The 21,882-nt window shown below is 60.1% G+C and carries 17 protein-coding genes; 5 read left to right on the forward strand and 12 right to left on the reverse strand.

Going from position 1 to position 21,882, the window contains the following annotated elements; genetic code table 11:
* Positions 1–207: 207 nt before the first annotated feature.
* The 10 genes from ihfB to mtnA all read right to left on the reverse strand — a co-directional run bounded on the left by ihfB (position 208) and on the right by mtnA (position 13,330).
* Positions 208–504, reverse strand: coding sequence for an integration host factor subunit beta (ihfB, locus tag AC1RMG_RS13120; RefSeq protein ID WP_053153140.1), 297 nt, complete (start codon positions 502–504; stop codon positions 208–210).
* Between the two features lie 140 nt (positions 505–644).
* Positions 645–926 (reverse strand): hypothetical protein, encoded by a 282-nt coding sequence (locus AC1RMG_RS13125; RefSeq protein ID WP_125063000.1) that lies wholly within the window; start codon positions 924–926, stop codon positions 645–647.
* A gap of 198 nt (positions 927–1,124) precedes the next feature.
* Positions 1,125–2,819, reverse strand: coding sequence for a 30S ribosomal protein S1 (rpsA, locus tag AC1RMG_RS13130; protein WP_007931318.1), 1,695 nt, complete (start codon positions 2,817–2,819; stop codon positions 1,125–1,127).
* A gap of 121 nt (positions 2,820–2,940) precedes the next feature.
* Positions 2,941–3,630: a (d)CMP kinase gene (gene cmk, locus AC1RMG_RS13135; protein WP_011062580.1), complete on the reverse strand. Its 690-nt coding sequence runs from the start codon at positions 3,628–3,630 to the stop codon at positions 2,941–2,943.
* The gene (locus tag AC1RMG_RS13140; RefSeq protein WP_041752460.1) at positions 3,627–5,834 is read right to left on the reverse strand and encodes a bifunctional prephenate dehydrogenase/3-phosphoshikimate 1-carboxyvinyltransferase; all 2,208 of its coding nucleotides are present in this window, start codon (positions 5,832–5,834) and stop codon (positions 3,627–3,629) included. The genes cmk and AC1RMG_RS13140 overlap by 4 nt, the downstream gene beginning before the upstream one ends.
* A 28-nt stretch (positions 5,835–5,862) precedes the next feature.
* Positions 5,863–6,975 (reverse strand): histidinol-phosphate transaminase, encoded by a 1,113-nt coding sequence (gene hisC, locus AC1RMG_RS13145; protein WP_493169403.1) that lies wholly within the window; start codon positions 6,973–6,975, stop codon positions 5,863–5,865.
* Between the two features lie 10 nt (positions 6,976–6,985).
* Entirely contained in the window at positions 6,986–8,080 is a 1,095-nt protein-coding gene (gene pheA / locus AC1RMG_RS13150; RefSeq protein ID WP_011062583.1) for a prephenate dehydratase, read from the reverse strand.
* Positions 8,080–9,165 carry a 3-phosphoserine/phosphohydroxythreonine transaminase gene (gene serC / locus AC1RMG_RS13155; protein ID WP_026019999.1) on the reverse strand — a complete coding sequence of 362 codons (1,086 nt, stop codon included), beginning with the start codon at positions 9,163–9,165 and terminating at the stop codon, positions 8,080–8,082. Before serC ends, pheA begins: the two co-directional genes overlap by 1 nt.
* A 64-nt stretch (positions 9,166–9,229) precedes the next feature.
* Entirely contained in the window at positions 9,230–11,899 is a 2,670-nt protein-coding gene (gene gyrA, locus AC1RMG_RS13160; RefSeq protein ID WP_011062585.1) for a DNA gyrase subunit A, read from the reverse strand.
* Between the two features lie 354 nt (positions 11,900–12,253).
* On the reverse strand, positions 12,254–13,330 hold the full coding sequence (mtnA, locus tag AC1RMG_RS13165) for an S-methyl-5-thioribose-1-phosphate isomerase (RefSeq protein WP_258611061.1): 1,077 nt from the start codon (positions 13,328–13,330) through the stop codon (positions 12,254–12,256).
* Between the two features lie 109 nt (positions 13,331–13,439).
* Between mtnA and AC1RMG_RS13170 the strand changes: the two genes are divergently transcribed.
* The 5 genes from AC1RMG_RS13170 (at position 13,440) to AC1RMG_RS13190 (ending at position 18,300) form a co-directional block, all read left to right on the forward strand.
* Positions 13,440–14,771, forward strand: coding sequence for a TRZ/ATZ family hydrolase (locus tag AC1RMG_RS13170; protein WP_065365452.1), 1,332 nt, complete (start codon positions 13,440–13,442; stop codon positions 14,769–14,771).
* 62 nt (positions 14,772–14,833) lie between these two features.
* Entirely contained in the window at positions 14,834–15,532 is a 699-nt protein-coding gene (ubiG, locus tag AC1RMG_RS13175; protein WP_011062588.1) for a bifunctional 2-polyprenyl-6-hydroxyphenol methylase/3-demethylubiquinol 3-O-methyltransferase UbiG, read from the forward strand.
* A 3-nt stretch (positions 15,533–15,535) separates the two neighbouring features.
* Entirely contained in the window at positions 15,536–16,207 is a 672-nt protein-coding gene (gene mupP, locus AC1RMG_RS13180) for an N-acetylmuramic acid 6-phosphate phosphatase MupP (RefSeq protein WP_011062589.1), read from the forward strand.
* Between the two features lie 56 nt (positions 16,208–16,263).
* The gene (locus AC1RMG_RS13185; protein WP_015636577.1) at positions 16,264–17,004 is read left to right on the forward strand and encodes a YciK family oxidoreductase; all 741 of its coding nucleotides are present in this window, start codon (positions 16,264–16,266) and stop codon (positions 17,002–17,004) included.
* Positions 17,005–17,373: 369 nt separating this feature from the next.
* The gene (locus tag AC1RMG_RS13190; RefSeq protein ID WP_011062590.1) at positions 17,374–18,300 is read left to right on the forward strand and encodes a GGDEF domain-containing protein; all 927 of its coding nucleotides are present in this window, start codon (positions 17,374–17,376) and stop codon (positions 18,298–18,300) included.
* Positions 18,301–18,396: 96 nt separating this feature from the next.
* Here the strand turns inward: AC1RMG_RS13190 and AC1RMG_RS13195 are convergent, their stop codons facing one another.
* Complete coding sequence (locus AC1RMG_RS13195; protein WP_220802812.1) at positions 18,397–19,149, reverse strand: iron-containing redox enzyme family protein; 753 nt, start codon at positions 19,147–19,149, stop codon at positions 18,397–18,399.
* Between the two features lie 77 nt (positions 19,150–19,226).
* Positions 19,227–21,686, reverse strand: a complete 2,460-nt coding sequence (locus AC1RMG_RS13200; RefSeq protein ID WP_011062592.1) for an EAL domain-containing protein — start codon at positions 21,684–21,686, stop codon at positions 19,227–19,229.
* Positions 21,687–21,882 lie beyond the last annotated feature (196 nt).

Consider the following 21,882-nt stretch of genomic DNA (forward strand, 5'->3'; position numbering starts at 1 on the left):
AGAACAATCAACGCTGCGGGATTTTAGGACGGTAGAAACAAGGAAGTCGCCAGGAGAAACCCAGAAGCGGCACTATAAAAATAGCTTAAAAGCAACCCAACTCAAGCCAAAGACCTATTCGATCAACACAAGACAAGCATTCCGCCTTACTCGACGAACGAAAAGCATACTAAAAGCGACTTCATCTAGAGTATTTTTATCTTAGGCTCACAGGCCATCCACCTCCTCTTCGTTAACTCGATCACGAAGCTCCTTACCCGGCTTAAAGTGGGGAACGAACTTTCCATCCAAGCTGACTGACTGACCTGTTTTTGGGTTACGACCTACACGAGGTGCGCGATAGTGAAGCGAAAAGCTGCCAAAGCCTCGGATCTCAATTCGATCGCCAGTGGCTAGGCATTGAGACATCTGTTCAAGCATCGTCTTGATGGCCAACTCGACATCCTTGGATGAGAGCAGCCCTTGATGGGTGACAATTCGTTCGATCAACTCCGACTTCGTCATATTTTTCCCTTCTTTTTCAAGCAGCTAGGTCAGTGCTTCAAAGGTTTTAGCATGCTCTGAGGGTTTTGAACAGCCCATCTGCGACACCAATACAAACTCCTTTCTTGTAGAAGATGCAGTGACAAAAACGCAAAGCCGCCCTATCGACACATGACCAGCATCGTTCGGGTCAGATAACCCGCCGGATTCCAACCGAAGGGATAATCCCCCTCCTCATCCTTGGCATCACTGGACTTGGTAATGACCTTGTAGCCATTGGTCTTACACTCACGCGCAGCACGCTTGTAGCATTTATCCCAATCCGACCCCAGCCCCGAACAGTCGACCTCTATGCCACTGACCCCGCGTGTCGCATGGGTCTTTACATTGGTCGTACACCCTGCCAAAAGAAGAATCAAAACCACTACACCCAACCTGCTCATGCTCTTCCTTAAGGCAGCTTATGCTGCTTGAATAATGCATCTATTGAGTAAGCCTAGACTCAAATACGCAGCCGACCCACCTAAGAAAGAGACAACTCATTGCACAAATTGGTTTCCCCAGCACCCTGCTCCCAACCTCTCAAATTTCAGGCACAAAAAAGGGCGACCGAAGTCGCCCTTTTTATGGTCTGACAGAACTTAGTTCTGCTTTTCCATTTGTGCACGCAGCAGGTCACCCAGAGTGGTAGGACCAGCAGCGATATCCGAAGCAGCTGGCTTGTCGCGCAGGCTCTGGATAGCTTCTTTCTCGTCTTCAACGTCTTTCGACTTGATCGAGAGCTGGATTACACGGCTCTTACGGTCAACGCTGATGATCTTGGCTTCAACTTCTTCGCCTTCTTTCAGAACGTTACGCGCATCTTCGATGCGGTCACGGCTGATTTCGGAGGCTTTCAGAGTAGCTTCGATATCGTTAGCCAGGGTGATGATGGCGCCTTTGGCGTCAACTTCTTTTACAACACCCTTAACGATTGCGCCTTTGTCGTTCTCTTGAACGTACTCGGAGAACGGATCGCTTTCCAGTTGCTTGATACCCAGGGAGATACGCTCGCGCTCTGGGTCAACCGACAGGATAACGGTGTCCAGCTCGTCGCCCTTCTTGAAACGGCGTACGGCTTCTTCGCCCACTTCGTTCCAGGAGATGTCGGACAGGTGAACCAAACCGTCGATGCCGCCGTCCAGACCAATGAAGATACCGAAATCGGTGATCGACTTGATGGTGCCGGAGATCTTATCGCCCTTGTTGAACTGGCCAGAGAAGTCTTCCCATGGGTTGGACTTGCACTGCTTGATGCCGAGGGAGATACGACGACGCTCTTCGTCGATGTCCAGAACCATAACTTCCACTTCGTCGCCGACTTGTACGACTTTCGAAGGGTGGATGTTCTTGTTGGTCCAGTCCATTTCCGAAACGTGTACCAGGCCTTCCACGCCTTCTTCCAGCTCAGCGAAGCAGCCGTAGTCGGTCAGGTTGGTTACACGAGCGGTAACGCGGGTGCTTTCTGGGTAACGAGCCTTGATAGCAACCCATGGATCTTCGCCCAGTTGCTTCAGGCCCAGGGAAACACGATTGCGCTCGCGATCGTACTTCAGAACCTTGACATCGATCTCGTCGCCAACGTTGACGATTTCGGAAGGATGCTTGATACGCTTCCAAGCCATGTCGGTGATGTGCAGCAGGCCATCGACGCCACCCAGATCGACGAATGCGCCGTAATCGGTGAGGTTCTTGACGATACCTTTGACTTGCTGACCTTCCTGCAGGGATTCCAGCAGAGCTTCGCGCTCAGCGGAGTTCTCGGCTTCGAGGACGCTGCGGCGGGAAACGACAACGTTGTTGCGCTTCTGGTCGAGTTTGATGACTTTAAACTCGAGCTCTTTGCCTTCCAGGTGCGTGGTGTCGCGCACTGGACGGACGTCAACCAGAGAACCTGGCAGGAACGCACGGATGCCGTTAACGTCGACAGTGAAGCCGCCTTTAACCTTACCGTTGATAACGCCCTTGACCACTTCTTCGGCTGCGAAGGCTGCTTCCAGAACGATCCAGCATTCAGCGCGCTTGGCTTTTTCACGGGAGAGCTTGGTTTCACCAAAGCCGTCTTCAACCGAATCCAGAGCAACGTGAACTTCATCACCAACATTGATGGACAGTTCGCCAGCATCGTTGTAGAACTGCTCAAGCGGGATCAGTGCTTCAGACTTCAGACCAGCGTGAACGGTTACCCAACGCGCTTGGTAGTCGATGTCGACGATAACACCGGTGATGATGGAGCCTGCCTGAAGGTTCAGGGTTTTTAGGCTTTCTTCAAAGAGTTCCGCAAAGCTTTCGCTCATTTTAATTCCTGTTGATAAGGGCGAAGAATCCGCCCATCTGCCACACCCCAGACGATGTGGGTTACGTTCATATAAAAGAACGATCGCAGGACTATGACTGGTCCCCTGCAATCCTTCTTGTTCACCCGGCGATATCGCGAATGGCGATTTCACTCAAGATGCGTTGCAACACCTGATCGATGGACAACTCCGTGGAATCCAGCTGTATGGCGTCAGCCGCCGGCTTGAGCGGGGCCACCGCTCGCTGGGTATCGCGCTCATCACGCGCACGGATCTCATCTAGCAGACTCGACAGACTAACACCATCGACCTTTCCCTTCAACTGCAAGTAACGGCGACGAGCACGCTCCTCGGCACTGGCAGTCAGGAAAATCTTCAACGGAGCGTCGGGAAACACCACGGTTCCCATGTCGCGGCCATCGGCAACCAACCCCGGCGGCTCCTGAAAGGCACGCTGACGCTGCAGCAGGGCGTCTCGCACAGCAGGCAACGCCGCAACCTGAGAAGCCCAGGCCCCGACCTGCTCGTTGCGCAGGTCATCCGTCACGTCATCACCCTCAAGAATGATCCGCTGCGGATGGTTCTCGGTAGCTCCGAGAAACTGCACATCCAGGTGAGCCGCCAACAATTTCAGCGACTCTTCGTTGGTCAGATCGACGCCATGATTGCGCGCGGCGAACGCCAGAAGCCGGTACAGCGCTCCGGAGTCCAGCAGACACCAGCCCAGATGCTTGGCCAGCTTCCCGGCAATGGTGCCCTTACCCGAACCACTCGGCCCATCGATGGTGATCACCGGCGCCTTAATATTCACGACTGAGCCTCTTGCGCGACACGGATCCCCACCTGCGCGCACAGCGCAAGGAAGTTCGGGAACGAGGTCGCAACGTTGGCGCAGTCATGAATGCGGATCGGCGCGTTGGCGCGCAGCGAGGCGACACTGAAAGCCATGGCGATACGGTGGTCACCATGCCCATGAACCTCCCCGCCGCCGATCTGGCCACCCTCGATGATGATGCCGTCCGGGGTCGGTTCGCACTTGACCCCCAGGGTCAGCAGGCCATCAGCCATCACCTGGATACGGTCAGACTCCTTGACCCGCAGCTCTTCAGCGCCACGCAGCACCGTGCGTCCTTCGGCGCAAGCGGCCGCGACGAACAACACAGGGAACTCATCGATTGCCAGCGGTACCAACTCTTCGGGAATCTCGATCCCCTTGAGCTTGGCGGCGCGCACATGCAGATCGGCAACCGGCTCGCCACCCACTTCGCGCTGGTTTTCCAGACGAATGTCAGCGCCCATCAACCGCAGGATATCGATCACACCTGTACGGGTCGGGTTGATCCCCACGTGCTCCAGCACCAGCTCGGAACCTTCGGCAATGGATGCAGCCACCAGGAAGAACGCCGCGGAAGAAATGTCCGCAGGCACCTCAATATGGGTTGCCTTGAGCTTGCCGCCGGATTCGACCGAGGCCGTGGCGCCGTCGACACTCACCGAGTAGCCGAAGCCACGCAGCATGCGCTCGGTATGGTCACGGGTCGGAGCCGGCTCGGTGACCGTGGTTTTCCCTTCGGCATATAAACCCGCCAACAACAGGCAGGACTTAACCTGCGCACTGGCCATCGGCAAGGTGTAGGTGAGCCCCTTGAGCTTGTGACCGCCACGAATCACCATCGGCGGGCGACCCTCGGCAGCCGTCTCAATGACCGCGCCCATTTCCCGCAGCGGGTTCGCCACACGATTCATCGGACGCTTGGACAGGGACGGATCGCCAGTCAACGTGCTGTCGAAGCTTTGTGCAGCCAGCAAGCCCGACAGCAGGCGCATCGAGGTACCGGAGTTCCCCAGGTAGATCGGCCCTGGAGCCGGCTTCAAGCCGTGCAAGCCAACACCATGAATGGTCACACGACCATGATGCGGCCCTTCGATGACCACGCCCATGTCGCGGAAAGCCTGCAAGGTCGCCAGAGCATCTTCGCCCTCGAGGAAACCTTCCACTTCAGTGGTGCCCTCAGCCAGCGAGCCAAGCATGATCGAGCGGTGAGAAATCGACTTGTCGCCCGGTACACGAATCCGCCCAGACAGGCGGCCACCAGGATTTGCCAGGAAAATCAGATCGTTGGAGTTCATAGCGTCCACATAGGCCCGGCGGGCCAGGATTTTACCGAAATGCTCGCGGGCAACCCGGGCGCGAGTGAATACGCCCAACAATTGATGCCCGTCCCCTGCATCGACCGCGTCACGCAGAGCGTCGAGGTCGTTGCGAAATGTATCGAGTGTGCGCAGTACCGCCTCGCGATTGGCAAGGAAGATGTCGTGCCACATGACCGGGTCGCTGCCGGCGATTCTCGTGAAATCGCGGAACCCGCCCGCAGCGTAACGGAAGATATCGAGATTTTCACTGCGCTTGGCCAGGGAATCGACCAGACCGAACGCCAGCAGGTGCGGCAAATGGCTGGTCGCCGCCAGGACTTCATCGTGACGCTCGACCTGCATGTGCTCGACATCCGCCCCCAGCTCACGCCAAAGCCTGTCGACCAGGTCCAGCGCCGCGGCATCAGTCTGCTCCAGAGGCGTCAGGATCACCTTGTGTCGACGAAACAGCTGCGCGTTGGAGGCTTCCACACCACTCTGCTCGGAGCCCGCAATGGGGTGCCCCGGGACAAAACGTGCAGGCATGCCGCCGAAAGCTTCTTGTGCAGCGCGCACCACATTGCCTTTGGCGCTGCCGACATCGGTCAGCACCGCTTGGCCCAGATCCATACCGGCAAGCAGAGCCAGCAGCTTTTCCATGGCCAGGATCGGCACCGCCAGTTGAATCACATCGGCGCCCTGGCAAGCCAGGACCAGATCTTCTTCACAGCGATCCACCACCCCCAGTTCGACCGCCAACTGGCGGGACTGCGGATCCAGATCGACACCGACTACCTCACGACACAGGCCACTTTCACGCAAACCCTTGGCAAAGGAACCGCCAATCAACCCCAGGCCGATCACCACCAGGCGACCGATCATAGGCACAGCAGATTGCATTGGAATGACATCAAGCACGGGCCAGAACCTTGGCCAAGGCCTCAAGGAAACGAGTATTTTCCGCCGGCAGGCCGATGGTGATGCGCAAATGATTTGGCATGCCGTAGTTGGCTACCGGACGCACGATCACCCCCTCACGCAACAACCCCTGGAAAATCGGCGCAGCCTCACGCCCCAGGTCCACGGCAATGAAATTGCCCTTGGAAGGAATCCAGCTCAGGCCCAGATCACGGACCCCCTCCTCCAACTGCTGCATGCCGGCCTCGTTCAGACGACGACTCTCGGCCAGGTAGTCCATATCCTCAAGTGCGGCGCAAGCCGCAGCCAAGGCCAGGCTGTTGACGTTGAAAGGCTGGCGCACACGGTTCAGCACATCCGCCACCACCGGGGTCGACAGCCCATAACCGACCCGCAGGGCTGCCAGGCCATAGGCCTTGGAGAAGGTTCGCGAAACCAGCAGGTTCGGGTAGGCCGCCAGGAAGTCCAGGCCATCCGGCAGGTCGCTGCCCTCGGCGTACTCGATATAGGCCTCGTCCAGCACCACCAGCACGTGGGCCGGTACATCCTGCAAGAACTCGTCCAGCTCCTCGGCACCGAACCAGGTACCGGTCGGGTTGTTCGGGTTGGCGATGAACACTACACGGGTCCGATCATCGATCGCCTTGAGCATGGCTGGCAGGTCATGCCCCCAGCTCTTGGCCGGAACCACGCGAGCCTGGGCTCCGACAGCCTGGGTAACGATGGGGTAGACGGCAAATGCGTGCTCGCTGAACACCGCATTCAAGCCAGGCGCCAGGTAGGCACGAGCCACCAGCTCCAGAATGTCGTTGGAACCGTTGCCCAGGGTCACCTGGTCGATTTCTACACCGCAGCGCTCGGCCAGCAGGGACTTGAGGGCAAAACCGTTGCCATCCGGATAACGGGTCAGCTCGGCAAGCTCGTCACGAATCGCCGCCAGGGCCTTGGGGCTGGCGCCCAGCGGGTTTTCATTGCTCGCCAGCTTGACGATGGTGGCCGGATCGATGTCCAGCTCACGGGCCAGTTCGTCCACGGGCTTGCCCGGAACGTAAGGCGAAAGTTGTTGCACGCCTGGTTGTGCCAGTGCGAGGAAGTCGCCACTCATTGTTAAAGCCTCAGAGAACCGCTTTCGGGTAGGAACCCAGCACCTTGAGTGCTACTGCTTCCTGACTGATCTTTTCCAGCACACCCTTGACCAACGGATCACGGTGGTGGCCGACGAAGTCGATGAAGAACACATAGGTCCATTTGCCACTGCGCGAAGGTCGGGTCTCGATTCGCGTCAGGTCGATGCCATTGTCGTGGAATGGCACCAACAGCTCGTGCAAGGCACCGGGCTTGTTGCTCATGGACACGATGATCGAGGTCTTGTCGTCGCCGGTCGGCGGCACTTCCTGATTACCGATCATCAAAAAGCGCGTGGAGTTGTCCGGACGATCCTCGATTTTCTCTGCCAGGCGCGTCAGGCCATACAGGCCTGCCGCCATGTCGCCGGCGATCGCCGCCGAATTCCACTCGCCCTTGACCCGCTTGGCCGCCTCGGCGTTGCTGGACACCGCCACGCGCTCGACATTCGGGTAATGGGCGTCCAGCCACTTGCGGCACTGGGCCAGGGACTGGGCATGGGAATAAATGCGACTGATGCTGTCGGTCTTGGTGTTCTCACCCACCAGCAGATGATGGTGAATGCGCAGTTCGACTTCACCGCAGATCACCATGTCGTGCTCGAGGAAGCTGTCGAGAGTGTGGTTCACCGCACCCTCGGTGGAGTTTTCCACCGGCACCACGCCGAAGTTCACGGCGCCGGCCGCCACTTCACGGAACACCTCATCGATCGCTGCCATCGGCTTGCTGATCACCGCATGACCGAAGTGCTTCATGGCCGCGGCTTGGGTGAAGGTACCTTCAGGACCGAGGTAGGCCACTTTCAATGGCTGCTCCAGGGCCAGGCACGAAGACATGATTTCGCGGAACAAGCGCGCCATCTCTTCATTGCCCAGCGGCCCCTGGTTGCGCTCCATCACCCGCTTGAGCACCTGGGCTTCACGCTCGGGACGATAGAACACCGGCACTTCGCCCTCGGCGAGGGAGCCCATCTTGACCCGCGCCACTTCCTGGGCACAGCGCGCGCGCTCACTGATCAGCTCCAGGACCTTCTCGTCCAGGGCGTCAATACGCAGGCGCAAAGCCTTGAGTTCTTGCTCAGACATCAGCCGTGTTCCTTCTCGAACTCCGCCATGTAGGCCACCAGCGCATTGACTGCGTTGATGTCCACGGCGTTGTAGATGGAAGCGCGCATGCCACCCACCGAGCGGTGGCCCTTGAGGTTCAACAGGCCGCGAGCCTCGGCGCCCACCAGGAACGGTTTGTCCAGGCGATCATCGGCCAGACGGAACGGCACGTTCATCCAGGAGCGGTCGGTCTTGTTGATCGGGTTGCTGTACAGGCCGCTGGCGTCGATGAAATCGTACAGGGTGCGCTGCTTGGCCTCATTGAGCTTGGCGATGGCTTCAACCCCGCCCTGCTCCTTGAGCCATTCGAACACCAGGCCGGACAGATACCAGGCCAGGGTCGGCGGCGTGTTGTACATCGAGCCGTTGTCCGCCGCGACCTTGTAGTCGAGCATGGTCGGGCACAGCGAACGGGCACGCCCCAGCAGGTCTTCGCGAATGATGTTCACCAGGATGCCGCTGGGGCCGATATTCTTCTGCGCGCCAGCGTAGATCATGCCGAAACGGGAGATATCCACAGGGCGCGAGAGGATGTCGGACGACATGTCGGCCACCAGGGGAACGTCGCCGGTTTCCGGGATCCAGTTGAATTCCAGGCCGCCAATGGTTTCGTTCGGCGCGTAGTGCACGTAGGCCGCATCTGGCGACAGCTGCCATTCGTTCTGGCCGGGAATTGCGAAATAGTCGTAAGGCTTGGCAGTGGCCGCCACATTCACCTGCCCGTAGCGGGAGGCTTCCTCAATGGCTTTCTGCGACCAGATACCGGTGTCGACATAGTCGGCCTTGCCACCCTCGGGCAGCAGGTTCAGTGGGATCTGGGCAAATTGCTGGCTGGCGCCGCCTTGCAGAAACAGCACTTTATAGTTCGAGGGGATATTCAGCAGATCACGCAGATCCTGCTCGGCCTTGGTGGCAATGGAAACGAACTCATCGCTGCGATGGCTCATTTCCATGACCGACAGGCCCTTGCCATGCCAATCCAGCAATTCGGCCTGGGCACGCAACAGGACAGCTTCAGGTAGCGCAGCGGGACCTGCGCAGAAGTTATAGGCTCGTTTGCTCACATCCACTCTCGCTATGCATTCACGGTAGCGGACAGAGCAAACACTCTGCCCTGCTACGATTTATTTAGTCTTGCGACTCTTCTTCGCCTGCGGCGTCTGCCTGTTGGCCTTCGGCTGCCTCATCGGTATCGGCAACCGCATCCAGCACGGCTCCCTCGAATTCAGCACCCTCTTCACCTTCGAACTCTTCGCCCTCGATTTCCGATGGCTCCTGCACCCGCTCCAGGCCCACCAGGGTTTCATCGCTGGCCAGCTTGATCAGGGTCACGCCTTGAGTGTTACGGCCCAGGCTCGACACTTCGTCGACACGAGTACGCACCAGGGTGCCCTGATCGGAAATCAGCATGATCTCCTCACCATCCAGCACCTGCACCGCGCCAACCAGGCGACCGTTACGCTCGTTGCTGACCATGGCGATAACGCCCTGGCCGCCACGCTTGTACTCGGGGAACTCGCCAATGGCGGTACGCTTGCCGAAACCACGCTCGGAGGCGGTGAGGATCTGGCTGCCTTCTTCCGGAATCAGCATGGAAATCAGCTTCTGGCCTTCCGCCAGGCGCATGCCGCGCACACCGCGAGCGGTACGGCCCATGGCGCGCACGTCGGACTCCTTGAAGCGAGTGACCTTGCCTCCGTCGGAGAACAGCATGACTTCACGCTCGCCATCGGTGATGGCGGCACTGATCAGCACGTCGCCTTCGTCCAGCTCCAGGGCGATCAGGCCCACGCTGCGCTGGCGGCTGAAGGACTCCAACGGGGTCTTCTTCACGGTGCCGTTGGCGGTCGCCATGAAGATGTAGTGACCTTCGGTGTACTCTTCTACCGGCAGCATGGTGGTGATGTATTCACCCTCATCCAGCGGTAGCAGGTTGACCAGCGGACGACCGCGTGCCGCACGGGATGCTTCAGGAATTTCATAAGTCTTCAGCCAGTACACCTTGCCCTTGCTGGAGAACAGCAGCAGCGTGGTGTGGCTGTTGGCAACCAGCAGGTGAGCGATGTAGTCCTCATCCTTGACGCCTGTGGCCGACTTGCCTTTACCGCCACGACGCTGGGCCTGGTAGGCAGCCAGCGGCTGGGTCTTGGCGTAGCCGCCGTGGGAAATGGTCACCACACGCTCTTCTTCCGGGATCATGTCACCCAGGGTCAGGTCGAGGCGGGCATCGAGAATCTCGGTGCGGCGCACGTCGCCGTATTCGGCGCGGATCACTTCCAGCTCTTCGCGGATCACTTCCATCAGGCGCGTGGCGCTATTGAGGATGCGGATCAGCTCGCCGATCTGGTTGAGGATCTCCTGGTACTCGGCCAGCAGCTTTTCGTGCTCCAGGCCAGTCAGGCGGTGCAGGCGCAACTCCAGAATGGCTTGTGCCTGTTCCGGGGACAGGAAGTACTTGCCGTCGCGCAGACCGTATTGCGGATCAAGGTTTTCCGGACGGCAGGAATCCGCACCGGCACGCTCGACCATGGTCATGACCGCGCTGGACTCCCAAGGGGTGCTGATCAGCGCTTCCTTGGCTTCCGACGGCGTCGGCGAGGCCTTGATCAGGGCGATCACCGGATCGATGTTGGACAGGGCAACGGCCTGGCCTTCAAGGATGTGGCCACGCTCACGAGCCTTGCGCAGCTCGAACACGGTACGCCGGGTAACGACTTCACGACGGTGACGAACGAAGGCTTCCAGCAGATCCTTGAGATTGAGGATCCGCGGACGGCCGTCGATCAGCGCCACGATGTTGATGCCGAACACTGCTTGCAGCTGGGTCTGGGCGTAGAGGTTATTGAGGATCACCTCAGGCACTTCGCCACGACGCAGCTCGATCACGACGCGCATACCGTCCTTGTCGGACTCATCGCGCAGTTCAGTGATGCCTTCGAGTTTCTTCTCTTTCACCAGCTCGGCGATCTTCTCGATCAACCGCGCCTTGTTCAGTTGGTAAGGCAGCTCGGTGATGACGATCTGTTGGCGGCCGCCAACCTTGTCGATGTCTTCGATGATCGAGCGGGCACGCATATAAATGCGGCCACGGCCGGTGCGATAGGCCTCGATGATGCCTTCGCGACCGTTGATGATCGCCGCGGTCGGGAAATCCGGGCCGGGGATGTACTGCATCAGCTCGTCGACAGTCAGCTCGGGATTGTCGATCAGCGCCAGGCAACCATCGATGACTTCACCGAGGTTGTGCGGCGGAATGTTGGTCGCCATGCCCACGGCGATACCGCTGGAACCGTTGACCAGCAGGTTGGGGATCTTGGTCGGCATGACCGCCGGGATCATCTCGGTACCGTCGTAGTTCGGCACCCAGTCCACGGTTTCCTTGTGCAGGTCGGCCAGCAGCTCGTGCGCCAGCTTGGTCATGCGAACTTCGGTGTATCGCATGGCCGCCGCGTTGTCGCCGTCGACCGAACCGAAGTTACCCTGGCCGTCTACCAGCAGGTAGCGCAGGGAGAATGGCTGGGCCATACGAACGATGGTGTCGTACACCGCGGTATCACCGTGCGGGTGATACTTACCGATCACGTCACCGACAACACGGGCAGATTTCTTGTACGGCTTGTTCCAGTCGTTACCGAGCTCGCTCATCGCGTACAGCACACGCCGGTGCACGGGCTTCAAGCCATCGCGCGCATCAGGCAGTGCCCGCCCGACGATTACGCTCATCGCGTAGTCGAGGTAGGACTGTTTCAGCTCGTCTTCGATATTGACCGGGAGGATTTCTTTGGCCAGTTCGCCCATGAGAAGCCTGATTCCTTTTTCTGGTGAAACTTCGTCACATCCATATGGGACGAACGAAGCTCGCCGCTGCAGGCCTAGTGCCATGCACCGACTTACGACAAATCAACAAGTTATGCCATGGATTTGCGCAGTGAAGGCAGCCGCGTCGGACCACCTTGGAAACCGCCGGATGTTATCACAATCGCCGCCACGCACCTATCCCCCTGACGCGCATGGAGCATAGTTAGTTGACCGGTGACAGCCTGATAAGAGACGAGAGGGGCTCAGAGGCCAAATTCGCACATAATTAAGCGCTTTTTACTGAGCTGACAGCTTTCCCGGGAAGCCGCCACCAACGACTTGCCCGGACACTCGTCAGTGCAAGCGCTTGCGGCACATCAATTGCGCCATCTTGGCCGTGTCCGGCCGCTCGACAACGCCCTTCTCGGTGACGATGGCATCGATCAGGTCCGCTGGCGTGACATCGAACAGCGGATTGAAGCCTTCTACCCCCTCCCCCATGCGCTTGCCCGCGATCTCCAGCAACTCCTCGCCCGCCCGCTCTGCCAAGGGAATGTCATCACCGCTGGCAAGGCTCATGTCGATGCTCGAACTGGGCGCCACCACCATGAAGCGAACACCGTGGTGCATGGCATTGACCGCCAGCTGGTAAGTGCCAATCTGGTTCGCTACATCGCCATTGGCAGTGATGCGGTCCGCCCCCACCACGACCCAGGTCACGCCCTTGGTCTTCATGATGTGCGCGGCGGCTGCATCGACATTTACCGTTACCGGAATGCCTTCGCTGGCCAGCTCCCAGGCCGTCAGGCGCGAACCCTGCAGCCAGGGCCGGGTTTCATCGGCGTAGACCCGCTCCACCATACCTTCCAGCCAGGCCGCGCGAATCACCCCCAGGGCCGTGCCGAAGCCACCGGTGGCCAGGGCGCCGGTATTGCTGTGAGTCAACAGGGCCTGGGGGTTGCCCTGATGCCGCCGGATCAGGTCCACACCCAGCTGAGCCATGGTCAGGTTGGCTTCGCGATCGCTCTCATGAATGGCCAGGGCTTCAGCTTCTAGCGCTGCCAACGGATCAGCATGTTCCCTGACCCGCTCCAGGCGCTCGCGCATGCGATTGAGCGCCCAGGACAGATTCACCGCCGCAGGAGCGGCATCCGCCAGCAAGGTGAAATCCTCTTCCAGCGCCGCAAACCAGTCGCCACCTGCGACAAATCGTCCACGTGCTGCCAGAACCAGGCCGTAGGCAGCACTGATGCCAATGGCCGGCGCCCCACAGACCACCATCGAGCGAATCGCCTCGGCCACTCCAGCGGCGCTGTCATAGGCAATCCAGGATTCCTCGAAAGGCAAGGCCCGCTGATCGAGCAGGTACAGAGTGCTATCCCGCCATTCAATGGCCCTGACTTTCTCCGCAGCCAACAGACGATCGCGCATCCCTCACCCCGCACTCATGAACAAAAGCCGCCGATTATAGCGATCCCCCTGCCAGGACGCTCGGGTATACTTCGCCATCCTTTTATATAAAGCCCTGGACCGATACTCGATGCCGAACCGCGACATTGCGCTCGACCTGCTGCTGCTCCCGACCTGGCTGGTGCCGGTGGAGCCGGCCGGCGTCGTCCTCAGGGAACACGGCCTGGGCATCCGCGACGGGCACATCGTGTTCATCGGCCCACGCGCCGAGGCCTTGAAGTATCGCGCCACGGAAATCCGCGAACTGCCCGACACGCTGCTCACCCCGGGCCTGATCAACGCCCACGGGCACGCCGCCATGACCCTGTTTCGCGGCCTGGCCGATGACCTGCCGCTGATGACCTGGCTGGAAAAGCACATCTGGCCCGCCGAAGCCAAGTGGGTGGATGAAGCCTTCGTCCGCGACGGCACCGACCTGGCCATCGCCGAGCAGATCAAGGGTGGGATCACCTGTTTCTCGGACATGTACTTCTTCCCGAAGGTTGCCAGTGAGCGGGTGCACAACAGCGGCATGCGAGCACAGGTCGCCATCCCCATTCTCGACTTCCCGATTCCCGGTGCCCAGAATGCCGACGAAGCCATCCGCCAGGGCGTAGAGCTGTTCGGCGATCTCAAGCATCATCCGCGAATCAACATCACCTTCGGCCCTCATGCACCCTACACCGTTGGCGACGAGAACCTGGAAAAAATCCGGATCATTGCCGAAGAACTCGACGCTGCGATCCACATGCATGTGCATGAGACCGCCCACGAGGTGCAGCAATCCGTGGAGCAGCACGGTGAGCGACCGCTGGCGCGCCTGGCTCGCCTGGGGCTGCTGGGACCACGCTTCCAGGCCGTTCATATGACCCAAATCAGCGATGACGACCTGGCTTTACTGGTAGAAACCAACACCAGCGTCATTCACTGCCCGGAATCCAACCTGAAACTGGCCAGCGGCTTCTGCCCTGTAGAACGCCTGTGGCAGGCCGGAGTCAACGTGGCGGTAGGCACCGATGGCGCCGCCAGCAACAACGACCTGGACCTGCTGGGGGAAACCCGTACCGCCGCGCTGCTGGCCAAGGCCGTGGCCGGGTCGGCTACCGCCCTGGATGCCCATCGCGCACTGCGCATGGCTACCCTCAACGGCGCCAGGGCCATGGGCCTGGAAAGCCAAGTGGGCTCCCTGGAAATCGGCAAGGCCGCAGACCTGACAGCCTTCGACCTGTCCGGCCTGGCCCAGCAGCCGATCTACGACCCGGTGTCGCAACTGATCTACGCCACCGGCCGAGACTGCGTGAAACATGTATGGGTCGCCGGCAAGCAACTGCTGGATGACCGACGCCTGACCCGCCTGGACGAGCATCAGCTGGGCGCTACCGCCCGCGACTGGGCCCGGCGCATCAGCGGCCACCACCCATAACCCGGGCCTTGAGCACAGGCTCGAGGCCCGACAGAGAATTTTCTAGCTTTGGAGCACTACCCATGAGCAACGTCGACCACGCTGAAATCGCCAAATTCGAAGCCCTGGCCCATCGCTGGTGGGACCGTGAAAGCGAGTTCAAGCCCCTGCACGACATCAACCCCCTGCGGGTAAACTGGATCGACGAACGGGTCGGCCTGGCGGGCAAGAAAGTCCTCGACGTCGGTTGCGGCGGCGGCATCCTCAGCGAAGCCATGGCCCAGCGCGGCGCTACCGTGACCGGCATCGACATGGGCGAGGCCCCGCTGGCCGTGGCGCAATTGCACCAGCTGGAATCCGGCGTCAACGTCGAGTACCGGCAGATCACTGCCGAGGCCCTGGCCGAGGAAATGCCCGAGCAATTCGACGTGGTCACCTGCCTGGAAATGCTCGAGCACGTGCCGGACCCTTCGTCGGTGATTCGCGCCTGCTTCCGCATGGTCAAGCCCGGTGGCCAGGTGTTCTTCTCCACCATCAACCGCAACCCCAAGGCCTACCTGTTCGCCATCATCGGCGCTGAATACATCATGAAGCTGCTGCCGCGCGGCACCCACGACTTCAAGAAGTTCATCCGCCCATCCGAGCTCGGTGCCTGGAGCCGCTCTGCCGGCCTGACCGTCAAGGACATCATCGGCCTGACCTACAACCCGCTGACCAAGCACTACAAGCTGGCCCCGGACGTGGACGTCAACTACATGATCCAGACCCTGCGAGAGGAGTAAGACATGGCTATCAGAGCCGTTCTCTTCGACATGGATGGCACCCTGCTCGATACCGCTCCGGACTTCATCGCGGTGTGCCAGGGCATGCGCCGTGATCGCGGCCTGCCACCCATCGCCGACCAGCACATTCGCGACGAGATCTCCGGCGGCGCCCGCGCCATGGTGGCGGTGACCTTCTCCATGGACCCCGAATCCCCGGGCTTCGAGGAACTGCGCCTGGAGTTTCTCGAGCGCTACCTCAAGCATTGCGCCGTGCACAGCAAGCTCTTCGACGGCATGGCCGAGCTGCTGGCAGATATCGAAAAGGCCCACCTGGTCTGGGGCGTGGTCACCAACAAGCCGCTGCGCTTCGCCGAGCCGATCATGCAGCAACTGGGGCTGGCCGAGCGCTCGGCACTGCTGATCTGCCCTGACCACGTGAAGAACAGCAAGCCCGACCCCGAACCGCTGATCCTGGCGTGCAAGATGCTCGACCTGGCCCCGTCCAGCGTGCTGTTTGTCGGCGATGACCTGCGCGATATCGAATCCGGCCGCGATGCGGGCACCAGGACCGCTGCGGTGACCTATGGCTATATCCATCCGGACGACAACCCACGGCACTGGGGCGCCGACGTGGTGGTCAGTCACCCGCTGGAACTGCGCCAGGTTCTGGACAACGCGCTGTGCAGCTGCTGAGCAGCGGCATGCCCGGCTAAGCGCCGGGGACGATCCAATTTCTGTTGAGGCCTTTTATGTTTGATTATTCCGCTCGCCCAGAACTGCTCAAGGACCGGGTCATTCTGGTCACCGGCGCCGGTCGTGGCATCGGCGCCGCCGCCGCCAAGACCTTTGCCGCTCATGGCGCCACCGTGCTGCTGCTGGGCAAGACCGAAGCCAACCTGACCGAGGTCTACGACGCCATCGAGGCGGCCGGCCATCCGCAGCCGGCGGTAATCCCGTTCAACCTGGAAACCGCCCTCCCGCACCAGTACGACGAACTGGCGGCCATGATCGAAACCGAGTTCGGCCACCTCGACGGCCTGTTGCACAACGCCTCGATCATCGGCCCGCGCACGCCTCTGGAGCAGCTCTCCGGGGAGAACTTCATGCGTGTGATGCAGGTCAACGTCAACGCCATGTTCATGCTTACCAGCACCCTGCTGCCCCTGCTTAAGCTGTCCCAGGATGCTTCGGTGGTCTTCACCTCCAGCAGCGTTGGCCGCAAGGGCCGGGCTTACTGGGGCGCCTACGGCGTGTCGAAATTCGCCACCGAAGGCTTGATGCAGACCCTGGCCGACGAGCTGGACACCGTGGCCCCGGTGCGGGCCAACAGCATCAACCCAGGCGCCACCCGCACCAGCATGCGGGCCCAGGCCTACCCGGGAGAAAACCCCAGCAACAATCCGACCCCGGAAGAAATCATGCCGGTCTATCTGTACCTGATGGGGCCGGACAGCACCGGGATCAACGGTCAAGCCTTCGACGCGCAGTAATACCCCTCCCGTTCGTCGCGACGGAATACCGTCGCGACGCCTCGGCAATGCCTACCCCGCGTAGGTTTCAAGCCAAACAAATGTCATTTTTGACGACAGCCTTTTTACGCCGAAACCCAACCTTCTGAATCCAAACAAGTTTTCCCAATATGAACCGAATGGCACGAGTTTCGCTCTAACGACACTCAATACACAGTGCATTGACGCTGTGGAAAACGGCTTGCGCTGAGGGCTTTATAGCCACAGGCGAGACGGCCTAAAATATGCGCGTTGTCCTACGGGACTGATGGAACAGTATGACGCGCAGCTCTGAGCCGCTCTCACCCAGGCAGTTAGACCGTACACAGTGCTCAGGGGGCTCAAGCTCAGATGAAAACACCGACCCAGACCAACGCAATTGACTTCGATAGCGCCAAATTGCAACGCCTGGGCTTTGGCCAGCAGTCGCCACTGATCAAGCAGCCCATCAGCCTCGCCCAGTTGCGCCAGCAACTGGGCCTGCAGCTGCAGACCAGCCTTGAACCGCAACGCATCCTGGGCCTGTTCTTTCGTGAGGTTCAGCGCCTGGTCCCCCTGGATGCCCTGCAGTACCAGCACACTCCGAGCGACCTGCGCCTGGAGTTCGGCCAGCGCGGCCATCACTCCATCAGCTACAGCCTGAGCCACGAAGGCGAACCGATGGGCGAGCTGGTCTTTCGCCGCAACCAGCGCTTCAGCGAATCAGAACAGGGCTCCCTGGAATCGCTGCTCTCGACCCTGCTGTACCCGATGCGCAATGCCCTGCTGTATCGCGCCGCCACTCGCAGCGCCCTGCGGGATCCACTGACCGATACCGGCAATCGCATCGCCATGGACCAGACCCTGCAACGGGAAATCGAAATGGCCCGTCGTCACCTGCTTCCACTGTCGCTGCTGATGCTGGACATCGATCACTTCAAGCGCATCAACGACAACCACGGCCACAGCGCCGGCGATCAAGTGCTCAAGGCCGTTGCCGCGGCAATCAAGGGGCAATTGCGCAATGTCGACATGGTGTTTCGCTTTGGCGGGGAAGAGTTCTTGATCCTGCTGTCCAACACTGGGCGCGAAGCCGCGGCGATGGTGGGCGAGCGTCTGCGCCATGCCGCCCAGGCCCAGGACTACCGAGCCGATGGTCAGCCGATCGAACTTACCGTAAGCCTGGGGTGTTCGACTCTGCTACCGGGAGAATCCGCAGAAAGCCTGTTGCGACGCGCCGACAGCGCGCTGTACGTGGCCAAGCGCGAAGGGCGCAACCGCCTGGCAATGGCGGGCTGAGCACAAGGTAGCGCCCTGCCCCGTTGATGCACGGGCAACTTCATCACCCCACACGCCCAGCGTGCGCGGCAATCGAAGCGCCCGACATTCCCTGACTCAGCCTTCGGCCAGTGCCAGGCGCTCGCGGGTCACCGCAGTCTTTTCCTGCTGCATGCAGCGTTCCAGGAACAGGTACATATAGTCATAGCTCTTGCAGATGGCCTGACGCAGCTCGACCTGCAGGGCCTTGCTCGGGTTCAGCCCTGCCAGGGTGACGATGATTTCCAGCGCTTCCCAGGGATGGGCGTCGTCGTACTGGGCATGCATCTTCAGCCACTTCATGGCACGTTTGCGATCCTCTTCCGGGAACGCCGCGGCATAGATGCCGTTGGAACACACCAGCGCCGACCACTCGCCCGTAGCCCCTTCAATGGCGTAGTTGGTGGCGGCAATGGCCACGATCAGGGAATCGGCAGAACTGGTATGCCAGCACCAATGGCTCAAGGCATGCAGCTCTGGCGGTACTTGCTGGGCCTGCAGGTCTTCCAGGGTCACGCCATGGGCCCGGCTCCAGTGCACCCAGTAATCGGCATGATTGAGCTCGACCCGGATATTGCGCATTAGCCAGCGACGCGCCATGTCTTCGCCGGGATGGCGGGCAAAACGGGTCTTGGTCAGGTTTTGCGCCATGTACAGGGCGAACTGTTCAACCACCGGCCAGCCGCCAATCAGATACTGACGCATGACTTTGGCACTGAGTTTGTTATCGCGCATGCGCTGGTACAGCTCATGCTCCACGACGCGGCGCTTGCTCTCGCTGCAGTCCTGGATCAATTGCTGGGTCCAGGCGGGGTAACTGGCAGCTTCCATGAGCGGGCCGGTTCGGCTGAATGTGTCGATCACTGTCGGGCTCCTTTTGATTGTGATGTACGGATCCAAAAGAGGTTTCAACGGAACGTACCGGGCGCCTTGAACAACAGTGGCTGTGGTCTCACGGGTCGACACTGCAGGCTGTCACAGGTGAACAATTGCGGGCGTTCAATAATGTAGCCTTGAGCATAATCCACGCCGATCTCAAGCAATGCCTGCTCGATCTGCGGTGTTTCAACAAACTCGGCAATCGTGCGCTTACCCATGACATGCCCGATGTGGTTGATCACTTCGACCATGGCGCGGTTAATCGGGTCGTCCAGCATATCCTTTACGAAACTTCCATCGATCTTGAGGAAGTCTACAGGCAAATGTTTGAGATAAGCGAACGACGACATTCCCGCACAAAAGTCATCCAGGGAAAAATGGCAGCCTAAGCCCTTGAGTTCATTTATGAAACGAATGGCACTGCCCAAATTGGCAATCGCACTGGTTTCAGTAATTTCAAAACAGATCAACTTTGGCGGTACGCCATAGACGACAAACTGCTCGCGCAAGAAGTCGAGAAACGCATCATCACCGATGGTGATACCCGACAGGTTGATGGCGCACATTGCCATTGGCCCTTCACGGCCTTCGGCAATGCATTGGGCAATGATCTTGAATACGTTCTGTACCACCCAACGGTCCAGAGAGGTCATCAGGCCGTAGCGCTCCGCCGCCGGAATGAAGCTGTCCGGCAGAATCATCCGACCCGCCTCGTCATGCAGGCGCAACAGAATCTCCACATGCCCGCCGCCACGCTCGACATGCCCCAGGGCGGTGATCTCCTGCGAATAGAGGCAGAAGCGGTTTTCCTCCAGCGCCATGTGCAGACGCTGGACCCAGGCCATCTCGCCAAAGCGCAGCGACAGCTCGGAATCGTCGGCATGGTAGACCTGCACCCGGTTACGCCCCTTTTCCTTGGCCATGTAGCAGGCCATGTCCGCCGCTCTCAGCGAGGCTTCGAGGGTGGTCGGGGTCTGGGCGATGTGCACCAGGCCGATACTCACGGTGGTCACGAAGGGCCGGCCTTTCCAGACGAAATGCAGATTCTGCACGGTCTGGCGCAGCCCCTCGGCAATCTTCTCCGCGGCCTCTGGCGAGCAATTCTCCAGGAGGATGCCGAACTCGTCCCCACCCAGCCGTGCCAGGGTGTCGCCTTCGCGCAGGCCCGACTGCAGCAGCGCGCAGATATGCCGCAGCAACTCGTCCCCGGCAGCATGGCCACAGGTGTCATTGACCAGCTTGAACTGATCCAGATCGAGGAACATCAGCGCATGCCGTGCCGGCTGGCGAATCAGGCTGTGCAGGGCCTGCTCCAGGCGGAACTCGAACTCCCGGCGATTGGCCAGCCCGGTCAGGGCGTCATGGGTCGCCTGCCAGGAGAGGTTGGCGATGTATTGCCGCTCCTGGGTCATGTCGTGCAGCACCAGCACCGTGCCGCTGACCTTGCCGGCATTGCGGATCGGCGCCCCCACCAGGGTCACCGAGACTGTGCTGCCGTCCAGACGCTGGATCAGTTTGGAATGCTCGCTGCCGCCGCTGAGCTGACCGCTGAGGATGTGTTCGATGAGGGTGAAACCGTCAGCCTGGGCATTTTCATCCAGCAGGTTGAACAAGGCTGCCAGGGGCAACCCCACTGCCTGCTCGGCCTTCCAGCGAGTCAGATCCTCTGCCGCCGGGTTCATGTAGGCGATGGCACCTTCGACGTCGGTGGTGATCACCCCGTCGCCGATGGACTGCAGGGTGATCTGCGCCCGCTCCTTTTCCAGTTGCAGGGCGTCGGCAAAGGCATGACGCTGGGCCAGCAGCTTGTGCGTGCGCAGCAGGGCCAGGGCAATCAGCACCAGCGCGGTTGCCAGGTTGGTCACCAGCAACAGCCGCAAGATCACCCGCGAACCCTCGCCCAAGGCATCGCTGAAGGCCTTGGCAGCGGGAGTGACGCCGTCATTGATGGCGAAAATCTGACTCTTCCAGCGCTGCACGTCGCCTTCGCTGGCGCTGTTGCTGCCGATCCTCTGGTGCATCTCCCGGGCCACGGTGTCCAGTTGCAACAGGTATCCGTCCCCCACGGTCCACAGATCGATGGCCTTTTCCAGGTAGCTGAAATGACGGAAGTTGAGGTACAGCCAGATCAGGCTGGAGACATCGTCCGGGTGATTGCCGCCCTTGAGGATGCCCAGGCGTGCGGCCTCCAGATCCGGTGGCTGGTGATCCAGGGCAACCCGCAACTCATGCCCGCCCTGGGGCACGGCAATTGCGTTCTGGTACTTGAGGAAAGTGCCTTCGTCGCGGCTGTCGGCATACAGATTGAGGTAGTAGATGGCGTCTTTCTGGCCCTTGGACCACAGGCTTTCACCAGCCACATAGCCCCGTACCGCCGACAGTACGTACAGGCTGAGGCCGCCCAACAGCGCTTGAAATAACACCACGGCGATGAAGGGCCAGACGATGCCCAACAAGCGCGGCGTTGCGAAAGTCCGCTTTTGCTTCATGAGGGTCCTTGCTTGCGCACAGCCAAATGAACACCCAGTAGTTGCGCCTCAGACAGCACAGGTTAGGCCAATTTCCACAGAACCGGCGCAGGGCAGGCTGCCGCTGACGCAGACTGGCCGGGGAAACGGGCCGCCGCACTAAAGCTGAAACGGTTGTTCCACCAGGAAATTCAAGCACTAAGCACAGAAAGACGGA

It is taken from the genome of Pseudomonas sp. GW822-FHT04H02 (genome assembly GCF_058800645.1).

What these genes read in the sequence shown, in the direction of transcription:
- AC1RMG_RS13170 (WP_065365452.1), top strand. Translation starts at nt 13,440, where the DNA reads ATGCCGAACCGCGACATTGCGCTCGACCTGCTGCTGCTCCCGACCTGG.
- AC1RMG_RS13195 (WP_220802812.1), bottom strand. Translation starts at nt 19,149, where the DNA reads ATGGAAGCTGCCAGTTACCCCGCCTGGACCCAGCAATTGATCCAGGAC.
- mtnA (WP_258611061.1), bottom strand. Translation starts at nt 13,330, where the DNA reads ATGCGCGATCGTCTGTTGGCTGCGGAGAAAGTCAGGGCCATTGAATGG.
- AC1RMG_RS13190 (WP_011062590.1), top strand. Translation starts at nt 17,374, where the DNA reads ATGAAAACACCGACCCAGACCAACGCAATTGACTTCGATAGCGCCAAA.
- mupP (WP_011062589.1), top strand. Translation starts at nt 15,536, where the DNA reads ATGGCTATCAGAGCCGTTCTCTTCGACATGGATGGCACCCTGCTCGAT.
- AC1RMG_RS13200 (WP_011062592.1), bottom strand. Translation starts at nt 21,686, where the DNA reads ATGAAGCAAAAGCGGACTTTCGCAACGCCGCGCTTGTTGGGCATCGTC.
- pheA (WP_011062583.1), bottom strand. Translation starts at nt 8,080, where the DNA reads ATGTCTGAGCAAGAACTCAAGGCTTTGCGCCTGCGTATTGACGCCCTG.
- rpsA (WP_007931318.1), bottom strand. Translation starts at nt 2,819, where the DNA reads ATGAGCGAAAGCTTTGCGGAACTCTTTGAAGAAAGCCTAAAAACCCTG.
- hisC (WP_493169403.1), bottom strand. Translation starts at nt 6,975, where the DNA reads ATGAGTGGCGACTTCCTCGCACTGGCACAACCAGGCGTGCAACAACTT.
- ubiG (WP_011062588.1), top strand. Translation starts at nt 14,834, where the DNA reads ATGAGCAACGTCGACCACGCTGAAATCGCCAAATTCGAAGCCCTGGCC.
- AC1RMG_RS13185 (WP_015636577.1), top strand. Translation starts at nt 16,264, where the DNA reads ATGTTTGATTATTCCGCTCGCCCAGAACTGCTCAAGGACCGGGTCATT.
- ihfB (WP_053153140.1), bottom strand. Translation starts at nt 504, where the DNA reads ATGACGAAGTCGGAGTTGATCGAACGAATTGTCACCCATCAAGGGCTG.
- gyrA (WP_011062585.1), bottom strand. Translation starts at nt 11,899, where the DNA reads ATGGGCGAACTGGCCAAAGAAATCCTCCCGGTCAATATCGAAGACGAG.
- AC1RMG_RS13140 (WP_041752460.1), bottom strand. Translation starts at nt 5,834, where the DNA reads ATGATCGGTCGCCTGGTGGTGATCGGCCTGGGGTTGATTGGCGGTTCC.
- AC1RMG_RS13125 (WP_125063000.1), bottom strand. Translation starts at nt 926, where the DNA reads ATGAGCAGGTTGGGTGTAGTGGTTTTGATTCTTCTTTTGGCAGGGTGT.